An 18,697-nucleotide genomic window follows, 5' to 3' on the forward strand; every position below is an offset into this window, starting at 1 on the left:
GCCGAGTGTGACGTGATGGTTGTCAGATCGGTGCGCAGAACAGCCCCGGCGTCACTTTCGCGGAGGCGATGCCAACCTCAGCGCAGTTTGAAGATCACCGCACGTTGCACGATGAAGTTGATCACCGTCGCGGTGCCCTGGGCGATGACGAAGGCCACCGGCACTCGCCAGGGCTGGTTCTCGAACTGCATGTAGAACACGAAGTTGATGCCCACCTGCACCGCGTACGTGAGTGCGTAGAGAACGCAGACTGCGATGAACCGGGCCCTGCTGGGCGGCGCCTGGAAGGTCCAGCGCCGGTTGATCAGGTAGGCCGTGGTGGTTCCGGCGATGAAGCTGATGGTCTTGGCGACGTTGACCCGGATGTCCTCGTCGACGTGCCAGACCGTGGCGAACAGCCGAAGGAGGGTGACGTACAGGCCGAAGTCCACGATCGCGGCCAGTCCGCCGGTGACGAGGAACCGGAAAGCCTGCGTTTTGAGGTCAAGAGTCGGCGACATGACAGGTTCGGCCACCCGGGCAGCTTAGCGAGGGCCTAACGTTCAGTCGTGTTGCAGACGGTGCTCAACGACCTCGGGATCGCGGTGTTCGCGTCGTCGGGGGTCATGGTGGCGATCCGCAAGGGCTTCGATCTGTTCGGGATCGCGGCCCTGGGCGTGCTGACCGGCGTGAGTGGCGGGGTGATCCGTGACGTCTTCCTCGGCGTCCATCCGCCCGTCTCCATTCAGCACTGGCCGAACATCACGGTGGCGCTGGCGGCGACGGTGGTGGCCACCCTCACCGCGAAGTACCTCATCCGGTTCAACCACATCGTGTTGCCGCTGGATGCGATCGGCATGGGTTTTTTCGCGACCTCGGGCGCGGCGTTCGCCGTCGACCACGGAGCCAGCTGGTTCGCGGCCGTGCTGATCGGAATGACCACCGCCATCGGCGGCGGCATCATCCGCGATGTGCTGGTCCGCGAGATCCCGATGTTGATGCGGCCTGCCGATCTCTATGCCGTGCCCGCCTTGATCGGTGCGACGGCCTACGCCGTCATCGACTATTTCGGACCGCAGTGGGTCGGCCTGGTGGTGGGCTCGGTACTGGCGACGACGCTTCGGCTGGCCGGATTGATATTCGGGTGGCGGCTGCCCACCGGGCCGGCAGACCTGATCGTCGGTGAGGGCTCCTAACGCAACGTAGCTGAAAGTACGCCGCGCAACGCGTCGACCGCAGGACCGAAGGCATGCTCGGCGGGGGCCCCGAAACCGATGATCACCCCGTCCGGGTCCGGTGTGTCCGGTCCGGCCAGGGGGTGGCGCATCAGCGACAGCCCGTTCAACGCGATGCCGGCCTCACCGGCCCGGCGCAGCACCTCGGGTTCGGCTCCGTCGGGCAGCGTGAGCAGCATGTTGACTCCTGCAGCCAGACCGCCGATGCCCAGGTCGAACCCGGCCAGTGCGGCCACAAGGATGTCGCGTCGTTGCCGATAGCGGTTGCGCATCCGCCGGATGTGCCGGTCGTAGCCGCCGCTGCGGATGAAGTCGGCCAGCGTCAGTGCCGTGAGGGCGTCGACGTGGTACTGCGCCCCGCCGGCCGCCGCGATGACCGGATCGATCAACGCCTCGGGCAGCACCATCCAACCCACGCGCATCACCTGCGCCATGCTCTTACTGGCCGAGCCCAGGTAGACGACCCGTTCGGGGTCCAAGGACTGCAGGGCGCCGACGGGCTGACGGTCGTAGCGGAACTCGCCGTCGTAGTCGTCGTCCAACACGTATCCGTTGGCGCGTTGTGCCCAGTCGATGACTGCGGTGCGGCGGGCCGGGTGCAGCGCCATGCCGAACGGACTCTGGTGCGCAGGAGTAAGTAGTACGGCGGACACATCGAGTCTCTCCAGATCGCCGATCACCGCACCGTGGTCGTCGACCCCGATCGGCATCGTCGGCACGCCCAGCGCCGCGAGCACGTCGCGAAAGATGAACAGCCCGTGGGCTTCTACCGCGATGGGGCGGCCGGTGCCCAGCACCCGCCCGATCAGGTCGACGCCGTCGCGGACCCCGGAGCAGATCACGACCGACTCCGGTGTCGTCCGCACGCCCCGCACCCGGCCCAGGTATTCGGTGAGTGCCTCGCGCAGCACCAGCGGTCCGCGCGGATCGCCCATTCGCAGCGCGGATACGGGCGCATCGGTGATGGCCCGGCGAGCCGATGCCAACCAGGCCGACCGTGGGAACTGAGAGACATCAGGGGAGCCGGGCATCAGATTGTGCCGAGGGGCCGTGGGAATGCGGCGAGGGCGCGGCGCCGACGGCGGGACCGTGGTCCGCGCTACCCAGGTGCCCGCTCCCTGACGGGAGCCCAGCCAGCCCTCGGCGACCAACTCGGCGTAGGCCTCGGCAACGGTGTTGCGGGCCAGACCCAGATCGGAGGCCAGCGTGCGTGACGGTGGCAGTCGGGTGCCGGCACTCAGGCTGCCGGTCCGGACTCCGTCCCGGAGTGCGGTGAGCAGCTGTTCGCGGGCGGTACGGCTGCCCGGTTCGATCTTCGTACGCAGCTCGAGGTGTAGATCCCGGCCAAAATTGGCCCATGAAGTCACCACAGTATTGAACCATCTGGGCGGTACTTTCCCGGCTAGCGTTGGTGGCATGACACAGACACTCGAGCCCGCCGCCACCGTGGACCGCCTCAAGATCTACAAGGTCTCGCCCGGGCTCTACGACGCGATGATGACGCTGTCGAACGCCGCCGCCAAAGACCTCGACCCGACCATCGGCGAGCTGGTCAAGATCCGCGCATCTCAGATGAACCGCTGCGCCTTCTGCCTCGACATGCACACCCACGACGCCCGCCAAAACGGGGAGACCGAGCAGCGGTTGTCTCTGATCGCCGCCTGGGAAGAGGCAGGCGATCTGTTCACCGAGCAGGAGCAGGCGGCATTGGCGTTGACCGAGGCTGTCACTGATCTGACCCGCGGACCCGTGTCCGACACCGTCTACGCCCGTGCGGCGGCGGCCTTCACCGAACGCGAGCTGGGTCAGGTCATCTCCATGGCGGTGACGATCAATGCGTGGAACCGCATCAATGCGGTGGTGAAGGCGGTTCCGCCCAGGCGGCGATGACCGCTGAGCGGCCCCGGAAGCCACGTTCCCCATCGCTGCAAGTGTGATGTCGGCCACAAAAAGGAATAACGGCTGCGGGGTCGCCGAAGGATCTTCGGCCGGTGTAGTTAATCCAGACGTTCCGCGGCGCGTAACGGGACGTTTACACAGCAAGCGCAAACGTGGAGCCGTCGGCGGGGTGGGTTGCGATATTGACGATGGTGACGGCAATCCTTCTGCTCAGCGTGATTGACTCCCCGGCTGTCCACGGAAATGGCGAAATAGCAGTTCCGGCGCCATGGCGAGGGCTTGTGGCGGTGTTCTCGCGGCCCGCGTAGGCGAACGCGACGCCCCGTGCTCTCAGGTAACGGACAGCGACGGTGTGTCGCGTTCGGCTGCTGATCCAGCAAACTTTGTGCCAAGGTTTGTCTGCTCGGTGGCCGGAAACCGTTGGCGTTGCCGCCCGGGTAATGCCCGGTTACGTTGCTCCTGCCAATCATGAGCACGGCATGAGAACCGGATGTGACCTGCCTAATCGGGTAGCGGATCGCCCATGTATCTCTGGGGTGGGGACCCTGGTTGGTGAAGAACGAATCGGATCACCGACACAGCTAGGGAGAACATGTTGGCATTCAGTCGGGTGCTGGTCGCATTGGTGACCGCAATGGCAGGGGTCTTTGCGGGCCTCTTCATAGGCACGGCCACTTCTCATGCGGGCCTGGACAATGAACTGAGCCTGGTCGATGGTCAGGATCGGACCCTGACGGTTCAGCAGTGGGACACCTTCCTCAATGGTGTGTTCCCGCTGGACCGCAACCGGCTGACCCGCGAGTGGTTCCATTCCGGCCGCGCCAAGTACACCGTCGCCGGCCCGGCTGCCGATGACTTCGAGGGCACCTTGGAGCTGGGCTACCAGATCGGCTTCCCCTGGTCGCTGGGCGTCGGGATCAACTTCTCGTACACGACCCCCAACATCCTGATCGACGATGGTGACATCACGGGCCCGCCCTTCGGCCTGAACTCGGTGATCACGCCGAACCTGTTCCCAGGCGTGTCGATCAGCGCGGACCTGGGCAACGGCCCCGGCATCCAGGAAGTCGCCACCTTCTCGGTGGACGTCAAGGGTCCCGCCGGTGGTGTGGCGGTGTCCAACGCGCACGGCACCGTGACCGGTGCGGCCGGCGGCGTGCTGCTGCGTCCGTTCGCCCGGTTGATCGCCTCGACCGGTGACAGCGTCACCACCTACGGCGAGCCCTGGAACATGAATTAAGGACATCAACGTCCAGCAGTCGTTCCCGATCGGCGCGTCCCGCTTCTTCTTCGAGGAGCTGGGCGCGCCGATTGTCTTTTCGGCGCTACGGTGGCCCCATGACGCAGCAGGGCCCGGTTTCGGTGCTCGGGGAAGACGAGTGCTGGCAGTTGTTGTCCAGCGTGACGCTGGGGCGCCTGGTCACGACGGTCGGCACCCGACTCGAAATCTTCCCGGTCAACTTCGTCGTCCAGCGTCGCACCGTGTTGTTCCGCACCGCCGAGGGCACCAAGCTGATCAGCGCCCTGTGGAATGACCGGGTGCTGTTCGAGGCCGACGAGCACAACGTCGTCGGGGGCTGGAGTGTGATCGTGCGGGGCGAACCGCAGCTTCTTGAGACGCCGGATGAGATCGCCGAGGCCGACAGCGGGCAGCTGCTCTCATGGATTGCCACCACGAAACGTCGCTACGTCCGCATCCGCCCGAAGGAGATCTCCGGACGGAGCTTCGTGTTCGGCTCCGAACCGGAGGATGGGTAGCGGTCTTACACCCAGTAGGGCACGCGTGCCCGGTACTGGCGCATGGCGATGGCCGCGAAGCCCCAGCCGATCGCCGTCAGGACCAGCACCACAATCCAGTGCCGTGCTTCCTGATCGGCGCCCAACAGTGGGGCTCGCACGATGTCCAGGTAGTGGAGCAGCGGATTGATCTCGACGATCTTCGCCCACGATCCGGCGCCCTGCTGTTGCAGCGTCGACTCGTTCCAGATGATCGGAGTCATGAAGAACAGCAGCTGTACCACCGAGGCCAGCAGCGGACCGATGTCGCGGTAGCGGGTGGCGAGGATGCCGAAGCAGATCGACACCCATACGCAGTTCAGCACGATCAGCCCGAGTGCCGGGATGACCGCCAGGTCAGTCCACTTCCATGGTTTCGGATAGACGATCGCGATGATCACGAAGATGACGATGTTGTGGCCGAACAGGATCAGCTGCCGCCACACCAACCGGTAGACGTGAACCGACAACGGGGTCGGAAGTTGTTTGATCAGACCCTCATTGGCGATGAACACCTCGGAGCCCTCGAGGATCGAGGCATTGATCAGATTCCAGATGATCAACCCGAGGGTGACGTAGGGCAGGTGCTCTTCGAGGGGCAGCTTGAACAGCTTCGAGTACAGCAGGCCCATCGCCACCGCGGTGGTGCCGGTGGCGATCGTGATCCAGAACGGGCCGAGCACACTGCGCCGGTAGCGCTGCTTGATGTCCTGCCAGCCCAGGTGCAGCCACAGCTCGCGCTTACTGAAACCTTCGCGCAGATCGCGCACGGCCCGGGCCATGGTCTTGGAGTCGGACGCCGCGTCGGTGAACGTCATCTGTTACTACCCCCGTCGCTTCGCTCGGCCCGGAAAAACCTTTCGCTACTGCCCAACCGCCGCAGGCGGATCCATTCGCGCAGACCCGCCGGGTCGCGGCGGGATACCAGAAAGTACCAGCCGAACCGCACCCACTCCTGCGGCAGCAGTTTGCGCAGACCTGGCTGGGACAGCAGGTAGCCCCGGTTGCGGTAGGTGAAGAATCGCTTCGTCTCGTCGTCCGGGTATTGCGTATGCATCCGGCCGCCCAGGATCGGCTTGAACTCATCGGTCCCGCACGGGTGCAGATAGCTTGCGGTCAAACAGGTTCCGAACGGCAGGCCGGAGCGGACGAGTCGCCGGTGTAGCTCGACCTCGTCGCCGCGGACGAACAGGCGCAGATCCGGGACGCCGACGGACTCGACTGCGGCGGCCCGGAACAGGGCACCGTTGAACAGTGAGGCGATACCGGGCAGCAGATCACCCTCACCCTCGGTGCGTAACTCGCTGACCAGTCGACGCCACACCAGCCCGCGGCGCAGCGGGAACGCCAGGCGCTCCGGATCGTCGAGGTTGCACACCATGGGCGAGACCTCGGCCAGGCTGTACTGCTCGGCACAGGCCAGCAGAGTGGCAAGCACCGTGTTGTCGGCGGGACGGCCGTCGTCGTCGGCCAGCCAGACCCAGTCGGCTCCCTGGGCCAGGGCATGCAGCATGCCCAGCGCGAAACCGCCTGCGCCACCGAGGTTTCGGCGGGATCCGAGATACGTTGCCGGTACCGGCTGGCTCAGGACCAGCTCGCGTACCTCCTCGTCGTTGTCATTGTCGACGACGATCAGGTGATCGGGTTTGCGGTCCTGGTTGACCACGGCCGCCAGGGATTTGGTGAGCAGTTCACGACGCCGGTGCGTGACGATGACCGCGATGACGGTTTCAGGCTCCACGCGCCGTTTCCTCCAACACCTCGCGCACATGCCGGGCCGCATCCGGTCCCTCGTAGGCGCCGACGACCTCTTCGATACCGCCGGTCATCCGGATGGTGCCGTGGTCGATCCACATCGCGGTCTTGCACAGGCGGGCCAGGAACTCGTTGGAATGGCTTGCGAACACCAGGATTCCGGAACGTTCGACCAGGCTCTGCAGCCGTGACTGCGCCTTCTTCAGGAACTCCGCGTCGACGGCCCCGATGCCTTCGTCGAGCAGCAGGATCTCGGGGTCGATGCTGGTGACCACGCCCATCGCGAGGCGCACCCGCATACCGGTCGAGTACGTCCGCAACGGCATCGACAGGTACTCGCCCAGTTCGGTGAACTCGGCGATCTCGTCGACCTTGGCCAGCATCTGCTTGCGGGTCTGCCCGAGGAACAGTCCACGGATGATGATGTTCTCGAAGCCCGAGATCTCAGGGTCCATCCCGACACCGAGGTCGAACACCGGAGCCACCCGCCCACTCACCGTGGCCGAGCCTCGCGTCGGCTCGTAGATACCCGAAAGTAGCCGCAGCAGTGTGGATTTGCCGGCGCCGTTGTGGCCGACCAGCCCGACCCGGTCGCCCATTTTCAGCGACATCGTGATGTCGCGCAGTGCTTCGATGACGACGACGTTGGACTCGTTGCGTCCGATGGCGCCGCCGGCCTTGCCGAGGAACGCCTTCTTCAGCGAGCGGGTCTTGGCATCGAAGATGGGGAACTCCACCCACGCTTCGCGCGTCGAGATAAACGGTTCAGACAACTCAGACCTACAGGTACTGACCGGTGCCGGAGTGCGACGGGCCGCCGCGCTGCCCGCCCGGGACCTGTAGTCCTGGCGGAAGTGCGCCCTGGCGCATCTGCTCGAGCTGCGCGCGGGCCGCCATCTGCTGGGCGAACAACGCCGTCTGGATGCCGTGGAACAGGCCTTCCAGCCAGCCCACCAGCTGGGCCTGCGCGATGCGGAGTTCGGCGTCCGACGGCACGCTCTCCTCGGTGAAGGGCAGCGTCAGCCGCTCGAGTTCGTCCCGCAGTTCAGGGGCCAGACCGTCCTCGAGCTCGCGGATGCTGGTCCGGTGGATGTCGCGCAGCCGCTCCCGGCTGGCGTCGTCGAGCGGAGCGGCGCGCACCTCCTCGAGCAGTTGCTTGATCATGGTGCCGATGCGCATGACCTTGGCCGGTTGTTCGACGAGGTCGGTCAGCGCCTTGCCGTCGGCGTCGGCATCGGTCTCATCGGCCGTGCTGGCGAGGATCTCGATGTTGTCATCGTCGGGGTTGATGGTCATGGCCTTCCCTTGGATCGGTCGTGTCAGTTCGTCTTCTTCGCCGCGTTCTCTCCGTGCCAGCGGTAGATGCGGTCCTCACCGTTGTCGTAGATCTTCTCCCACGACCGTGAGCTGTCTAGCGACACTAGTCCGTCGGGCATGACGAACCCCCGGACCACCGGTGTGCTGGTGAGCACGTAGCGGATGTTGAGTGCCTCGACCGCCTCGGCAACGCGGGGATCGGTGTCGGCATCATCTGCGTATGCCCAGAAAATGAACCGGTGATACCCCGGACCTTGCTGCATCGGGTAGTCGTAGTGGGTCCACAGCGGGTGTAGCCCCGAAACCGCGTACATCCAGGCGGTGCCGTCGGTGTTGGCGTCGCCGATCAACGTGGTGCGGGCATCCGGCAGTTCGGCCAGGTAGGCGAAGGCCTCGAGGTCCTTCGCGCCGATCATCACCGAGTCGTACTTCTGCCCGAACAGGTACTTGTGCCGGGGAAAGTAGTGCCAGGCCAGGCCCACTGTGGTGGCGACCAGTGCGACGGCCGCCGTCGCGTGGATCCAGGTCGGGCGGGCGCCGGCCCGGCGCAGCGCAGCGGCGCCCAACAGGACCAGTGCGCCCAGACCGATCGCCGCCATCGGCGCGTACAGAAGGGTGACCACCGCCGACAGTCGGCGCGGATCGCTGTAGAACAGGTCGCTGAACTTGCCGGTGATGGCGCCCACCGGCCCGCCGAACGGTGCGCCGGAATGCACGATCGACGCGATGAGGATCAGCCACACCGCGAGCGGCCACCAGATCTTCTTGACCAGCATGACCAGTCCGCCGATGGCGGCCAGAGCGATGAGGGCGTTCTGGATCGGGAAGTCGTTGAGGTGGCGGGTGTGCTGGACGACGGCCGCGAACAGCGAGTACTTCTTGCCGAGGTGGTTGACGAAGGCGTGGCCGACGATGATGTCCGCCTGCTGAAGGACCCCCAGAAACTGGGGGAGCAGGATCAGCAGGGTCGGCACCGCGACGGCGGCCAGCGTCAGGAAGTCGGACAGCCGGCCGCGCACCGGCTGCCACAGCGCATGCCCCAGCCACCAGACGGCCACCAGCAGCGCCGTCACCACGCCACCCGTCAGGTGCACCGAGAAGACGCCGACCGTGGCGAGCACGGCCAGGCCGATGCGGTCGCGATGGGCCGGGGTCGAGGCGATCAGGGCGAACACCGGCACCGCGAGGCCGTAGGCCACCAGATTGGGCATGGCCGCCACATCGAACTCGACGTAGGGCACCGCGGTGAACGACGCGGCGAGTGCGGCGGCAGTGCCCGCAACCACAGCGGTGCGCATCTGGCAGGTGTGCGGGCGAACCATCTTCCACGTCAGCACCGCGGCGCTCACCGGGAACAGCCATACCGCCGCGACGACCGAACTCACCGTGTACGCGGTGGTCGCGGCGGCACCGGTGACCTGGCAGTAGACAGCCGCAAGGGCATGGAAGGCCGACGGGTAGTAGAGCGCCTCGTGGGTCTCGACGTTGCGCAGTTCGCCCATGTGGGTCGGAGAGGCCTGGCCGGTGTCGAGGATCCACCTGATGGTGTTGGCGTGCCACACCGAGTCCCAGGTGCTGGGGACGGATTGCCAGTGCACGAGTCCGGCGAATGCGGCGGCGGCGATCAGGACGGCGCCGAGCACCACCCCCACCGCAACCACCGATGCCGGCCGCAGCGCGATGCCCGACGCCTCGGCGTCGCGGTCCCGATAGCGGGCCAGCAGCCTCCGCAACCCGGCCGCAATGGCGGCAACGATGCCTACAGCAAACAAAGCTGACCATGCGTTCCACGGGACGCCGATGGCCCCGAGTGGAACGATCGTCAACGCGACGGTGCCGTAGGTCAAGGCTGGACCCACTGCGACCGCCGTCGACACGGTGAGTCCACCCGCCCTGGCTATCAACGCCCCGGGTATTACCAGCAACAACAGTGCGATTAGCACTCCGAACCCGAAGCCCACTGGACTAGTATGGCTGCCCAGGGCGACCCGGTCCGAGCATGGTCTCGGAAGTGCAAACGTGCGGTCGGGCGCTCACCAAATCGTGTCGGTTTGTGATATTCGCGGACGCTCTAAGGTGGCTGGCATGGCATACGACGTCGCCCGGGTGCGTGGCTTGCATCCGTCATTGGGCGATGGGTGGGTCCACTTCGATGCCCAGAACGGCATGCTGGTGCCCGATTCCGTCGCAACGACGGTGTCCACTGCGTTCCGAGGCTCGATGCCCACGGCAGTGGGACCGCACCCATCGGCACGCCGCAGCGCGGCCGTCCTCACCGCTGCCCGTCAGGCTGTCGCCGACCTGGTCAACGCCGATCCGCGGGGCGTGGTGCTGGGCGCCGACCGGGCCCAACTGCTGACCTCGCTGGCCGAGGCCTCCTCCAGTCGGGTCGGGCTCGGCTACGAGGTCGTGGTCACCCGCCTGGATGACGAGGCGAACATCGCGCCCTGGTTGCGGGCGGCGAATCGCTATGGCGCCAAGGTCAAGTGGGCCGAGGTCGACATCGAGACGGGTGAGCTGCCGTCCTGGCAGTGGGAAGGGCTGATCGACAAGCCGACTCGTCTGGTGGCCATCGCTTCGGCATCGTCGACGTTGGGGACCGTCACCGATCTGGGTGAGGTGACCAAGCTCACGCATGAGGTCGGCGGAATGGTGGTCGTCGACCACTCGGCCGCGGCCCCGTACCGGCTGATCGACATCAACGAGATCGACGCCGATGTCGTTGCTCTCAACGCTGTGCCGTGGGGTGGCCCTCCGATCGGCGCCCTGGTGTTCCGCGACCCGTCGGTGATCGACTCGCTGGCCTCGGTGTCGTTGAACCCCCAGGCGACCGGCCCGGCCCGCCTCGAGGTGGGCATGCACCAGTACGGCTTCCTGGGCGGCGTGGTGGCCAGCATCGAGTACCTGTCGAATCTCGATGACACGGCCAGCGGCTCGCGGCGCGAACGGCTGGCCGTGTCGATGCAGTCGGCCGGGGCGTATCTGGACCGCCTGTTCGAGTACCTGGTGGCCTCGCTGCGCTCGTTGCCGTTGGTGATGGTGATCGGCAGGCCGGAGTCGCAGATTCCGGTGCTCAGCTTCGTGGTGCGGGACGTGCCGGCCGAGCGGGTGGTGCAACGGCTGGCCGACAACGGCATCCTGGCGATCTCGAATGCCAGCTCCCGCGTGCTGGACGTGATCGGGGTGAACGACATCGGTGGCGCGGTGACCGTGGGGTTGTCGCACTACTCGACGGGCGCCGAGGTCGATCAGCTCGTGCGGGCCCTGGCCTCGCTGGGCTGATCGCGCTACACCGTCAGGACGATCTTTCCCGACACCTCGCCGGAGGCGAGCAGTTCGTGGGCCTGCTGAGCCTGCTGGATGGGCAGTTCGGCACCGATGATCGGCCGCACCCGCCCGTCGGCGATCATCGGCCACACGTTGTCGAGGACCGCCCGCACGATCTCGCCCTTGCCGCCGGGTCCGTCGACGGGCCGGGGACGCAGCGAGGTGGCGATGACGCCGGCGCGCTTACCGAGCAGCTTGGCGATGTTCAGCTCGGCCTTGATGCCGCCCTGCATGCCGATGATCACCAGCCGTCCCCCGGTGGCCAGGGCGTCGACATTGCGGTCGAGGTAGGCGGCGCCCATGATGTCGAGGATCACGTCGGCGCCGGAGCCGCCGGTCTCGGCCCGCAGCCGCTCGACGAAGTCCTCGTCCCGGTAGTTGATCGTGACGTCGGCGCCGAGCTCGCGGCACAGGGCGAGTTTCTCCGCCGACCCGGCAGTTACGGCGACCCGCGCGCCGAGCGCGTGGGCCACCTGGGTGCCGTGGGTGCCGATGCCGCTGCCGCCGCCGTGGAACAGGACGAGCTGACCGGCCTCCAGGCCCGCGGTCATCATGACGTTCGACCACACCGTGCAGGCCACTTCGGGCAGACCTGCGGCCTCGCTCAGGGCAACGCCATCAGGCAATGGCAGCACCTGGGCGGCGGGTACGGCGACGTATTCGGCATAGCCGCCGCCGGCGAGCAATGCGCACACGGGTTGCCCAACTGACCAGTCGGTAACATTCGCGCCGAGCTCGGCGACGGTGCCCGACACCTCCAATCCGATGACCTCGCTGGCGCCTGGCGGGGGCGGATACTTGCCCGCCGCTTGCAGCAAGTCGGCCCGATTGACGCCCGCGGCCTGAACCCGAATGAGAACCTCGTCGTTTGCTGGTGTGATATCAGCGATGTTTTCCCAGGTCAGATGGCCATCGACGGAAGCGACAATTGCATGCATTTTTTCTACGCTACAAGCCTTCTATTTCCCGAGCGCAGCAATACTGACGTCCCTTACGATTGCGCCCATGGCGGGGATGATTGCGGGGCGCACGGCGGGTGACATGCCGGGCCTGGACATCGCCGAGCAGAGGTCATGGCAGAACTACCTCGACTCGGCGCTGCGAATGTATGCGACCTTGAACCGGTCGTTGGTAGATGCGCATCATCTGACGCTGAATGATGTGCGCCTGCTCGATATCTTGGACAAGTCGTCGACCGGGTCGGCGCGGATGGGTGACTTGGCCGAGCGGCTGATGTCTCTGCCCAGCCGGGTGACCCGGCAGATCCGACGGCTGGAAGTTCAGAACCTGGTGACCAGGTGTGCCAGCCCGGACGACGGGCGCGGCGTGGTCGCCACGATCACCGAAGAAGGCAGGGTCGCTGTCCGCGAGGCGATGGTGACGTACGGGCAGGGTGTCCGCTCGCACTTCCTCGGCAGGCTTTCGCGTCCACAGATCGCGGCGATGGGGGAGAACTGTCGCCGCATCAGCGTCGCATTGAAGAACGGATCGCCGCCCGCGCACATCGGCCGGGTGTGAAGCCCGTACTCTTGTCGGCGGTGGCGTGGCAGAGCGGCCTAATGCACTCGCCTTGAAAGCGAGAGACGGCTAACACCGTCCGGGGGTTCAAATCCCTCCGCCACCGCCATCAGGCGTATGAGCCGGTTGGTCGTCAGCCGAGGAGTTCGGCGCGTTCGGTTTCAGCTCGGCCGAGGTCAATCGTTCAGACCGTAAGTGCCCGCAGATAGCGGCGGCGGAAGAAGCGCTGCGCGATCAGCAGTGCGGGAAACAGCGGCCGCCAGGGTCCTTCGGGTGCGGGCCGCGTCAGGGACCGCAGTGTCAGAAATACTGTGCCGACGGCGTTTCGGTGCACGATGAATGCCTCTTCGCCACACACGGGGTGTCCGAGTCGCGTGCCGTACGCGAAACCGCAACGGTCGTCGTTGTCGACGACAGCGACGACTCGTACCGGCTCGCGTACGACGACAGGCCCCCACCTTGCCGTGATGCAATAGTCGGCACCTTCAGCGGCAACGCTGTCCGGTGTGACATCGAAGCCGCTGCGCCGCTTGATGCCCCACTTCATCACCTCGGCCGTCGCGAAGATCCACACGGCATCCCCGTGGCCCACGACGATCGTGTGCTCGAAGCGGCGGAAGGTCGGTGGGTTGGCCGTCCAGACATCGCGGGCCGGTTGGGTCAGGCTTGCACCGGCATAGGTCAATTCCGCCGGAAATGTCGGCATGGGAACAAGGGTACGGCTGGGCTTGTTGTGCGACCGAGGCGATACCGGAGCTTCGGTTGCAGTTGCCCTCGTGGTCAGCACTATGTCGTGTCTGTGAATTGCCGACGCGATAGAAGGTGGTGACGGATCGGCGGTCCCGGCTGTGCGCGTGCCGAGTCTAGCGAATCGGACGTTGTCCGCGACACATCGGGTCTCCCTGTGTGCCACAACATCATTCATGTTGATTAGATATGCTCTACGCCGAGGATTGCTGCCACATGCTGGCAGTAATCCTCGGCGTAAGTACTTCCAGGGTTTGGAATGGCTGTGCCTGAGCCCGGTTCCCGGCCGACGCCCAGGATGGCATCCACGTGTTCCAGAGATCTTGGGTTGTAATCAAGTTCGATGCCGTCGACGTTGAATGCGGCGTCGACGGCGCGCTGTGCCAGTTCGGCCGCGTGTTCGGCGGTGTCCGGTCGCCATCGGTCAGTCGCTACTCAGTCCGCCCGCAGCGCATCGAGCATCCCCGGCCGCAGCTGATCTGCGATCTGGTCCCATGGCACCGTCACGACCACGTAGTCACCCATTACATGGGCCACCGACACGTAGACCTCGAGCCCGGCCGGCGTGGGCAGCCAATTATCGGCGATGTCATCGCCCGACACCGAGCCCGCATTGAGCCGCCCGCTGGTGTCCAGCTGCGGCAGCAGCGTCCGCAGCCGGGCCTGCGCTGCAGCGCGATCCTGGTACAGATCGTCGACGGTGACCGGCGTCGCGGTGTGGGTCGCGATCACCACGGTGCCCAAACTGTGATTGGGGTGTGCGGCGCCCTTGCCGTACCAGAGCAGCACCATGCGTCCGGCGACGACGCCGGAGCCGATTCTGGTCACGCCACTGCCGAACCCGCCGGGGAGTTCGCCGTCGTCCACGCTCATGTCGGCGGACTGTGCGGGCATCCCGGCCCGCGAGGCTTGCATGGCAGCGTTGAAGCGCGCGGTGACGGCCGGGTCGCCGCCGGACAGCTGCGGGATGGTCACCGACTTGTCCGGTTGCGAGCCTGGCTCGGTGATCGACGTGATCGTGTAGCCGTGCGCATCGGTGGCCAGTGGTGGGGCCGAGGTGGCGGCGGACGGCTCGTGCGTCGAGCTCGATGGCGTCGTACTGGCCGGTGCCGCAGTGGTTGTCGCACTTGTGGGTACGGCTGGTGGCGCCGGTGCGGTTGTCGGCCCGCAACCGGTGAGGGTGACAGCGGCTACTGCGGTAGCCCCGATCAGTCTTGCCGGCAACATGAAGGTGAATCCTATCGCTCGCAACGGAAAATCATGGTGCGCCACAGCCGGTGGCCCGCAAACCATCAGAACGCGAGTTGCAGCGTGACGAGCGACAGAAGCGCCAGCGGTGCAGAGGCCATGAGTACCAACACTATTGGGACGACCATGCGACCCGCGACAACTGCCACCCATGCGCACCCTGCGGCCACGACGCCACCCACTGCGGCGATGCGGTTACCCAACACGTCAGTCCCCGGTGGTGCGACGCCATTCTCGAATTTGGATGCCATGTCCGTGTCGGAGAGCACCGCGACAGCGACCCGCGGTGACTCGGTTCGTGATTCATGACGCCATCGTGGGTCACGGAGTGGACAACCAGATCGGTAGAACTACGCGATCAACTCGTTGAAGCTCAACCGAATACCGGCAAGCCGTTCGGCCCGATCTGTGGCGGCGGCATGAAACAGGGCGGGATGCCTGGCGCGTACGGCGGCACGCACGGTTGCGGAAAGCACGGTTGCCCATTCCAGTAGGACGGTTGGTTCGGCGGGCACACCGTCATCGGATCGGCCGTGGCGCTCGAGGCGCACGACAGTGCTGTCGCGGCAGCGATCACCGTTGCCGCGAGGGCCGTGTGAAGCATTGCCGAGAACGCGGAAGGCAACTTGTACAACGTCGTTGACGTCATACCCCAAGACCATAGCGGTTAACTGCTCGAGGGGATCTGGTCCGTGGGTTCGCCGTACAGCAATGCGCGCCGACACTAGGCTCGCTCAAATGTGCACGCGAGTCATGTGGCCCGATGCGGGCGATGCGGTTCTGGTCGGCAGGAACATGGACTTCCACAAGGACTTGATGACCAATTTGTGGAAGCAACCCCGGGGCGTCAAACGGGATGACGCGGTATCGGGCAAGCTCACCTGGACCTCGAAGTACGGCAGTGTGATCGCCTCGGCCTTCGACATCACGTCCGTCGACGGCATGAACGAGGCCGGTCTGGCCGGGCACATCCTGTGGTTGGCCGAGTCGACCTACGGTGAGCCGGACGATTCGCGGACCCAACTCGGTCAGGCCATCTGGCTGCAATATTTCCTGGACAACTTCGCCACCGTCGCCGAGGCGACCGCATGGATCGCGCAGACCGATGTCCAGGTGGTGCAGATGGACGATCCGACCGGGGGTGTCCGCCCGGGTCTGCACCTGGCACTCGACGATGCGTCCGGCGACTCGGCGATCATCGAGTACGTCGACGGCAAGGCCCGGGTGTACCACTCGAAGGACTACACGGTCATGACGAATTCGCCGACCTTCGATCAGCAGTTGGAGCTGGTGAAGTCGTTCACCGGTCTGGGTGGCGATCAGCCGATCCCGGGCTCCACCCTGGCCAGCGATCGGTTCGCCCGGGCCAGCTACTACGCCGGCCGGTTGCCCGAGCCGTCTAGTCAGGTGGAGGCCATTGCGAGCATGTTCTCGGTGATACGCAACGCCGCGCAGCCGTTCCGCATCCCGGACCCGGGCAAGCCCGATGCCTCCCAGACCATTTGGCAGGTGGTCCTCGACCTCACCAACAAGCGGTACGTCTACGAGTCCACTACCCGCCCGAACATCGTGTGGGTGGATCTGGCGGATCTCGACTTCTCCGAGGGCAGTCCGCAGCTCAAACTCGACCTGATCGGTGAGCTCGCCGTCCAAGGCGGCATCGCCGGCAACGTGGCCCACAAGTTCGAGGACAAGGGCGCCATGACCTTCCTGTCCCTCGGGTTGCTCCGTGGTTTGGAGAAGGGCGCGGCCGGGGCGAAGTGAGCTGACGCCCGATCCGCTGCGCCTGTTCATTCACCAAAAAATAACCTACGGTCCCGTAACCTACGCTACCGTAGGTTACGAATGGCGCGTTGACGCCGCTGTGTCGCCAACACCTTGGGAGGACTGGAATGGACGCCCAGAGCGGAGTGCTCCACGAACTGGAACCGGTTGTCGCGAGCAACCTCGACCGCCATCTGTCGATGGCGCGGGAATGGTTTCCGCACGACTACGTCCCGTGGAGTCGGGGGCGCGACTTCGCCTTCCTGGACGGGGAAGACTGGCAACCCGAGGATTCGCCGCTGGATCACGTCGCCAAAGTGGCTATGACGGTGAACCTGCTGACCGAGGACAACCTGCCGTCCTACCACCGTGAGATCGCCACGCGCTTCTCCCGGGACGGCGCGTGGGGCACCTGGGTCGGGCAGTGGACTGCCGAAGAGGGGCGCCACAGCATCGCGCTGCGCGACTACCTCGTCGTCACGCGCGGCGTGGATCCCGTTGCCCTGGAACGTCTTCGCATGGCTCATACGGTGGCGGGTTACGACTCTGGTGACAAGACGCCGCTTGCGGCGATGGCCTACGTGTCGTTCCAGGAGCTCGCGACGCGGGTGTCGCACCGCAACACCGGCCGGGCGTCCGGTTGCCTCATTGCCGATCAGTTGCTCGCCCGGATCGCCGCCGACGAGAACCTGCACATGGTCTTCTACCGCAATCTCATGGCGGCAGCGCTGGACATCGCGCCCGACGCTTCGATGATCGCCATCCGCGACGAGGTGGTGAACTTCGCGATGCCGGGCCTCGGGATGGCGGACTTCGCGCAGAATGCGATCACCATCGCCAAGGCCGGCATCTACGATCTGCGCGTCCATCACGACGACGTGGTGCAGCCGGTGTTGCGCTTCTGGCGGATTTTCGACCGAACCGATTTCGGGCCAGAAGGTGAGAAGGCCCGCGAGGAGCTAGCCCAGTTCCTCGATGCGGTTGACGAGCGTGCCCGGTTCTACGAGGAGAAACGCGAGCGCCAGCGCGTCGGCGCAGCTTCCTAGCAACCTGAAGACCGCCGCCGCGCCCCGCGGAACGTGTCGTACATCACACCCTCGGAGAGATTCACCCCGCCGTGATCTTGGGTATCGAGGAGTAGTTGGTGCGAAAAGTTGTCGCGGGTCGGAACGAGTGGGGTCGAAAAATGAATCGGATTGGTCGTTGGTTGGCGGCAGTGGCATCGTCGGTGTTCGTGGCGGGTGGGTGCATCGCCGCTGCCGGTCAGGCTTCTGCGGATTCATGTGCGGACGTGCAGGTGGTATTCGCGCGGGGCACGTTCGAGCCGCCGGGTGTGGGTGGTGTCGGGGACGCGTTCGTCAACGCGCTGCAGGCCAGGACCGGCGGGAAGTCCGTCGACGTCTACGCGGTGAATTACCCTGCCTCACTTGACTTTGCGACTGCGGCCGACGGTGTCGCCGACGCGAGCAACAAGGTCAGGGCCACGGTGGCGGCCTGCCCGGACACCAAGATCGTGCTGGGCGGTTTCTCGCAGGGTGCTGCGGTGGCCGCCTACCTCACCGAGGATGCGGTGCCGCAGGGGTTCGTGTTGCCGCCGAGCATCAGTGGCCCGCTGCCCGCCGACGTGGCCGACCATGTCGCCGCGGTGACGTTGTTCGGCAAGCCGTCGAGCGGCTTCCTGCAGATGATCTACACCGGTGCGCCGCCCATCACGGTCGGGTCCCGCTACACCGCCAAGACCGATGACCTGTGCATCCCGGAGGATCCGGTGTGCTCGCCCGGCGGTAGTGACAACAACGCCCACAACCTGTACGCCGTGAACGGGTTGACGGATCAGGCTGCCGACTACGTGGCCGGCAAGCTGGGGGTCAAGCCGGCGGACCGCAGTGTCGACCAGTCCGCCGGGCGGTAGGAGCTCCCAAGCTGACGCACGCTACTGTTCGGGCACGTTCTCGGATAGGGGAGAGTCAGTGACGGAACAAGAGCAGCAGTTGACGTTTGGGCAGAAGGCCAAGCTGTACCTTCAGGCCGCCGGCGCGTTCGCGCGCAATCCCAAGGCTCTGGTCGCTCTTGTCAAGTACAAGATGGCAGAGCGGAAGTCAGCCAAAGAAGCAGACTGACAATGCTTTACG

20 protein-coding genes, 1 tRNA gene and 1 pseudogene are annotated in these 18,697 nt (G+C 65.7%); 11 read left to right on the forward strand and 11 right to left on the reverse strand.

Annotation, left to right across the window (positions count from 1 at the left end; translation table 11 throughout):
- Positions 1 to 77: 77 nt before the first annotated feature.
- A complete protein-coding gene (locus AB0876_RS09370) occupies positions 78 to 500 on the reverse strand; it encodes a GtrA family protein (RefSeq protein WP_491839714.1) in 423 nt (140 codons plus the stop codon).
- Positions 501 to 548: 48 nt separating this feature from the next.
- On the opposite strand from AB0876_RS09370, the gene AB0876_RS09375 reads away from it, so the two are divergent.
- Positions 549 to 1,175: a TRIC cation channel family protein gene (locus AB0876_RS09375; RefSeq protein WP_526041796.1), complete on the forward strand. Its 627-nt coding sequence runs from the start codon at positions 549 to 551 to the stop codon at positions 1,173 to 1,175.
- Here the strand turns inward: AB0876_RS09375 and pdxR are convergent.
- Positions 1,172 to 2,581 carry a MocR-like pyridoxine biosynthesis transcription factor PdxR gene (gene pdxR / locus AB0876_RS09380; RefSeq protein ID WP_526041797.1) on the reverse strand — a complete coding sequence of 470 codons (1,410 nt, stop codon included), beginning with the start codon at positions 2,579 to 2,581 and terminating at the stop codon, positions 1,172 to 1,174. The genes AB0876_RS09375 and pdxR overlap by 4 nt on opposite strands.
- 49 nt (positions 2,582 to 2,630) lie before the next feature.
- Between pdxR and AB0876_RS09385 the strand changes: the two genes are divergently transcribed.
- From AB0876_RS09385 to AB0876_RS09395, 3 genes are all read left to right on the forward strand, one after another.
- Positions 2,631 to 3,104 (forward strand): carboxymuconolactone decarboxylase family protein, encoded by a 474-nt coding sequence (locus tag AB0876_RS09385; RefSeq protein WP_526041798.1) that lies wholly within the window; start codon positions 2,631 to 2,633, stop codon positions 3,102 to 3,104.
- Positions 3,105 to 3,705: 601 nt separating this feature from the next.
- Positions 3,706 to 4,353 carry a porin MspA gene (mspA, locus tag AB0876_RS09390; RefSeq protein ID WP_491839683.1) on the forward strand — a complete coding sequence of 216 codons (648 nt, stop codon included), beginning with the start codon at positions 3,706 to 3,708 and terminating at the stop codon, positions 4,351 to 4,353.
- Positions 4,354 to 4,451: 98 nt separating this feature from the next.
- Complete coding sequence (locus tag AB0876_RS09395) at positions 4,452 to 4,871, forward strand: pyridoxamine 5'-phosphate oxidase family protein (RefSeq protein ID WP_526041799.1); 420 nt, start codon at positions 4,452 to 4,454, stop codon at positions 4,869 to 4,871.
- 5 nt (positions 4,872 to 4,876) lie between these two features.
- Here AB0876_RS09395 and wzm read toward each other — a convergent pair whose 3' ends face one another.
- Genes wzm through AB0876_RS09420 form a run of 5 tightly spaced genes read right to left on the reverse strand, consistent with a single transcriptional unit; the run spans position 4,877 to position 9,922 of the window.
- Complete coding sequence (gene wzm / locus AB0876_RS09400) at positions 4,877 to 5,707, reverse strand: galactan export ABC transporter permease subunit Wzm/RfbD (RefSeq protein WP_491839685.1); 831 nt, start codon at positions 5,705 to 5,707, stop codon at positions 4,877 to 4,879.
- Entirely contained in the window at positions 5,704 to 6,630 is a 927-nt protein-coding gene (gene glfT1, locus AB0876_RS09405) for a galactofuranosyltransferase GlfT1 (protein ID WP_491839686.1), read from the reverse strand. The genes wzm and glfT1 overlap by 4 nt, the downstream gene beginning before the upstream one ends.
- Positions 6,620 to 7,417, reverse strand: a complete 798-nt coding sequence (wzt, locus tag AB0876_RS09410; protein WP_491839687.1) for a galactan export ABC transporter ATP-binding subunit Wzt/RfbE — start codon at positions 7,415 to 7,417, stop codon at positions 6,620 to 6,622. Before wzt ends, glfT1 begins: the two co-directional genes overlap by 11 nt.
- Before the next feature lie 7 nt (positions 7,418 to 7,424).
- Positions 7,425 to 7,940 (reverse strand): bacterial proteasome activator family protein, encoded by a 516-nt coding sequence (locus AB0876_RS09415; RefSeq protein WP_491839688.1) that lies wholly within the window; start codon positions 7,938 to 7,940, stop codon positions 7,425 to 7,427.
- A gap of 23 nt (positions 7,941 to 7,963) precedes the next feature.
- The gene (locus tag AB0876_RS09420) at positions 7,964 to 9,922 is read right to left on the reverse strand and encodes a DUF6541 family protein (RefSeq protein ID WP_526041800.1); all 1,959 of its coding nucleotides are present in this window, start codon (positions 9,920 to 9,922) and stop codon (positions 7,964 to 7,966) included.
- Between the two features lie 124 nt (positions 9,923 to 10,046).
- On the opposite strand from AB0876_RS09420, the gene AB0876_RS09425 reads away from it, so the two are divergent.
- A complete protein-coding gene (locus AB0876_RS09425; RefSeq protein ID WP_491839690.1) occupies positions 10,047 to 11,243 on the forward strand; it encodes a cysteine desulfurase-like protein in 1,197 nt (398 codons plus the stop codon).
- Positions 11,244 to 11,248: 5 nt separating this feature from the next.
- On the opposite strand, the gene AB0876_RS09430 is transcribed toward AB0876_RS09425, so the two are convergent.
- A complete protein-coding gene (locus AB0876_RS09430; protein WP_491839691.1) occupies positions 11,249 to 12,226 on the reverse strand; it encodes an NAD(P)H-quinone oxidoreductase in 978 nt (325 codons plus the stop codon).
- A gap of 67 nt (positions 12,227 to 12,293) precedes the next feature.
- On the opposite strand from AB0876_RS09430, the gene AB0876_RS09435 reads away from it, so the two are divergent.
- On the forward strand, positions 12,294 to 12,806 hold the full coding sequence (locus AB0876_RS09435) for a MarR family winged helix-turn-helix transcriptional regulator (RefSeq protein ID WP_055118620.1): 513 nt from the start codon (positions 12,294 to 12,296) through the stop codon (positions 12,804 to 12,806).
- A gap of 19 nt (positions 12,807 to 12,825) precedes the next feature.
- Positions 12,826 to 12,915 (forward strand) — tRNA-Ser (locus AB0876_RS09440).
- Between the two features lie 75 nt (positions 12,916 to 12,990).
- On the opposite strand, the gene AB0876_RS09445 is transcribed toward AB0876_RS09440, so the two are convergent.
- The 3 genes from AB0876_RS09445 to AB0876_RS09455 all read right to left on the reverse strand — a co-directional run bounded on the left by AB0876_RS09445 (position 12,991) and on the right by AB0876_RS09455 (position 15,316).
- Positions 12,991 to 13,512 carry a DUF1990 domain-containing protein gene (locus AB0876_RS09445; RefSeq protein ID WP_526041801.1) on the reverse strand — a complete coding sequence of 174 codons (522 nt, stop codon included), beginning with the start codon at positions 13,510 to 13,512 and terminating at the stop codon, positions 12,991 to 12,993.
- Between the two features lie 476 nt (positions 13,513 to 13,988).
- Complete coding sequence (locus tag AB0876_RS09450; protein WP_526041802.1) at positions 13,989 to 14,780, reverse strand: hypothetical protein; 792 nt, start codon at positions 14,778 to 14,780, stop codon at positions 13,989 to 13,991.
- A 371-nt stretch (positions 14,781 to 15,151) separates the two neighbouring features.
- Positions 15,152 to 15,316, reverse strand: coding sequence for a hypothetical protein (locus tag AB0876_RS09455; protein WP_526041803.1), 165 nt, complete (start codon positions 15,314 to 15,316; stop codon positions 15,152 to 15,154).
- A 223-nt stretch (positions 15,317 to 15,539) separates the two neighbouring features.
- On the opposite strand from AB0876_RS09455, the gene bsh reads away from it, so the two are divergent.
- The 4 genes and pseudogenes from bsh (at position 15,540) to AB0876_RS09475 (ending at position 18,685) form a co-directional block, all read left to right on the forward strand.
- Positions 15,540 to 16,565, forward strand: coding sequence for a bile salt hydrolase (bsh, locus tag AB0876_RS09460; RefSeq protein ID WP_491840077.1), 1,026 nt, complete (start codon positions 15,540 to 15,542; stop codon positions 16,563 to 16,565).
- Between the two features lie 128 nt (positions 16,566 to 16,693).
- Positions 16,694 to 17,606, forward strand: a pseudogene (locus AB0876_RS09465) (acyl-ACP desaturase); the annotation flags it as partial.
- Positions 17,607 to 17,751: 145 nt separating this feature from the next.
- Positions 17,752 to 18,477, forward strand: coding sequence for a cutinase family protein (locus tag AB0876_RS09470; RefSeq protein WP_491840078.1), 726 nt, complete (start codon positions 17,752 to 17,754; stop codon positions 18,475 to 18,477).
- Between the two features lie 58 nt (positions 18,478 to 18,535).
- Positions 18,536 to 18,685, forward strand: a complete 150-nt coding sequence (locus AB0876_RS09475) for a hypothetical protein (RefSeq protein ID WP_526041804.1) — start codon at positions 18,536 to 18,538, stop codon at positions 18,683 to 18,685.
- Positions 18,686 to 18,697: the final 12 nt, after the last annotated feature.

This window comes from Mycobacterium sp. NPDC049093, assembly GCF_040704635.1.
Classification (GTDB): Bacteria; Actinomycetota; Actinomycetes; order Mycobacteriales; family Mycobacteriaceae; genus Mycobacterium.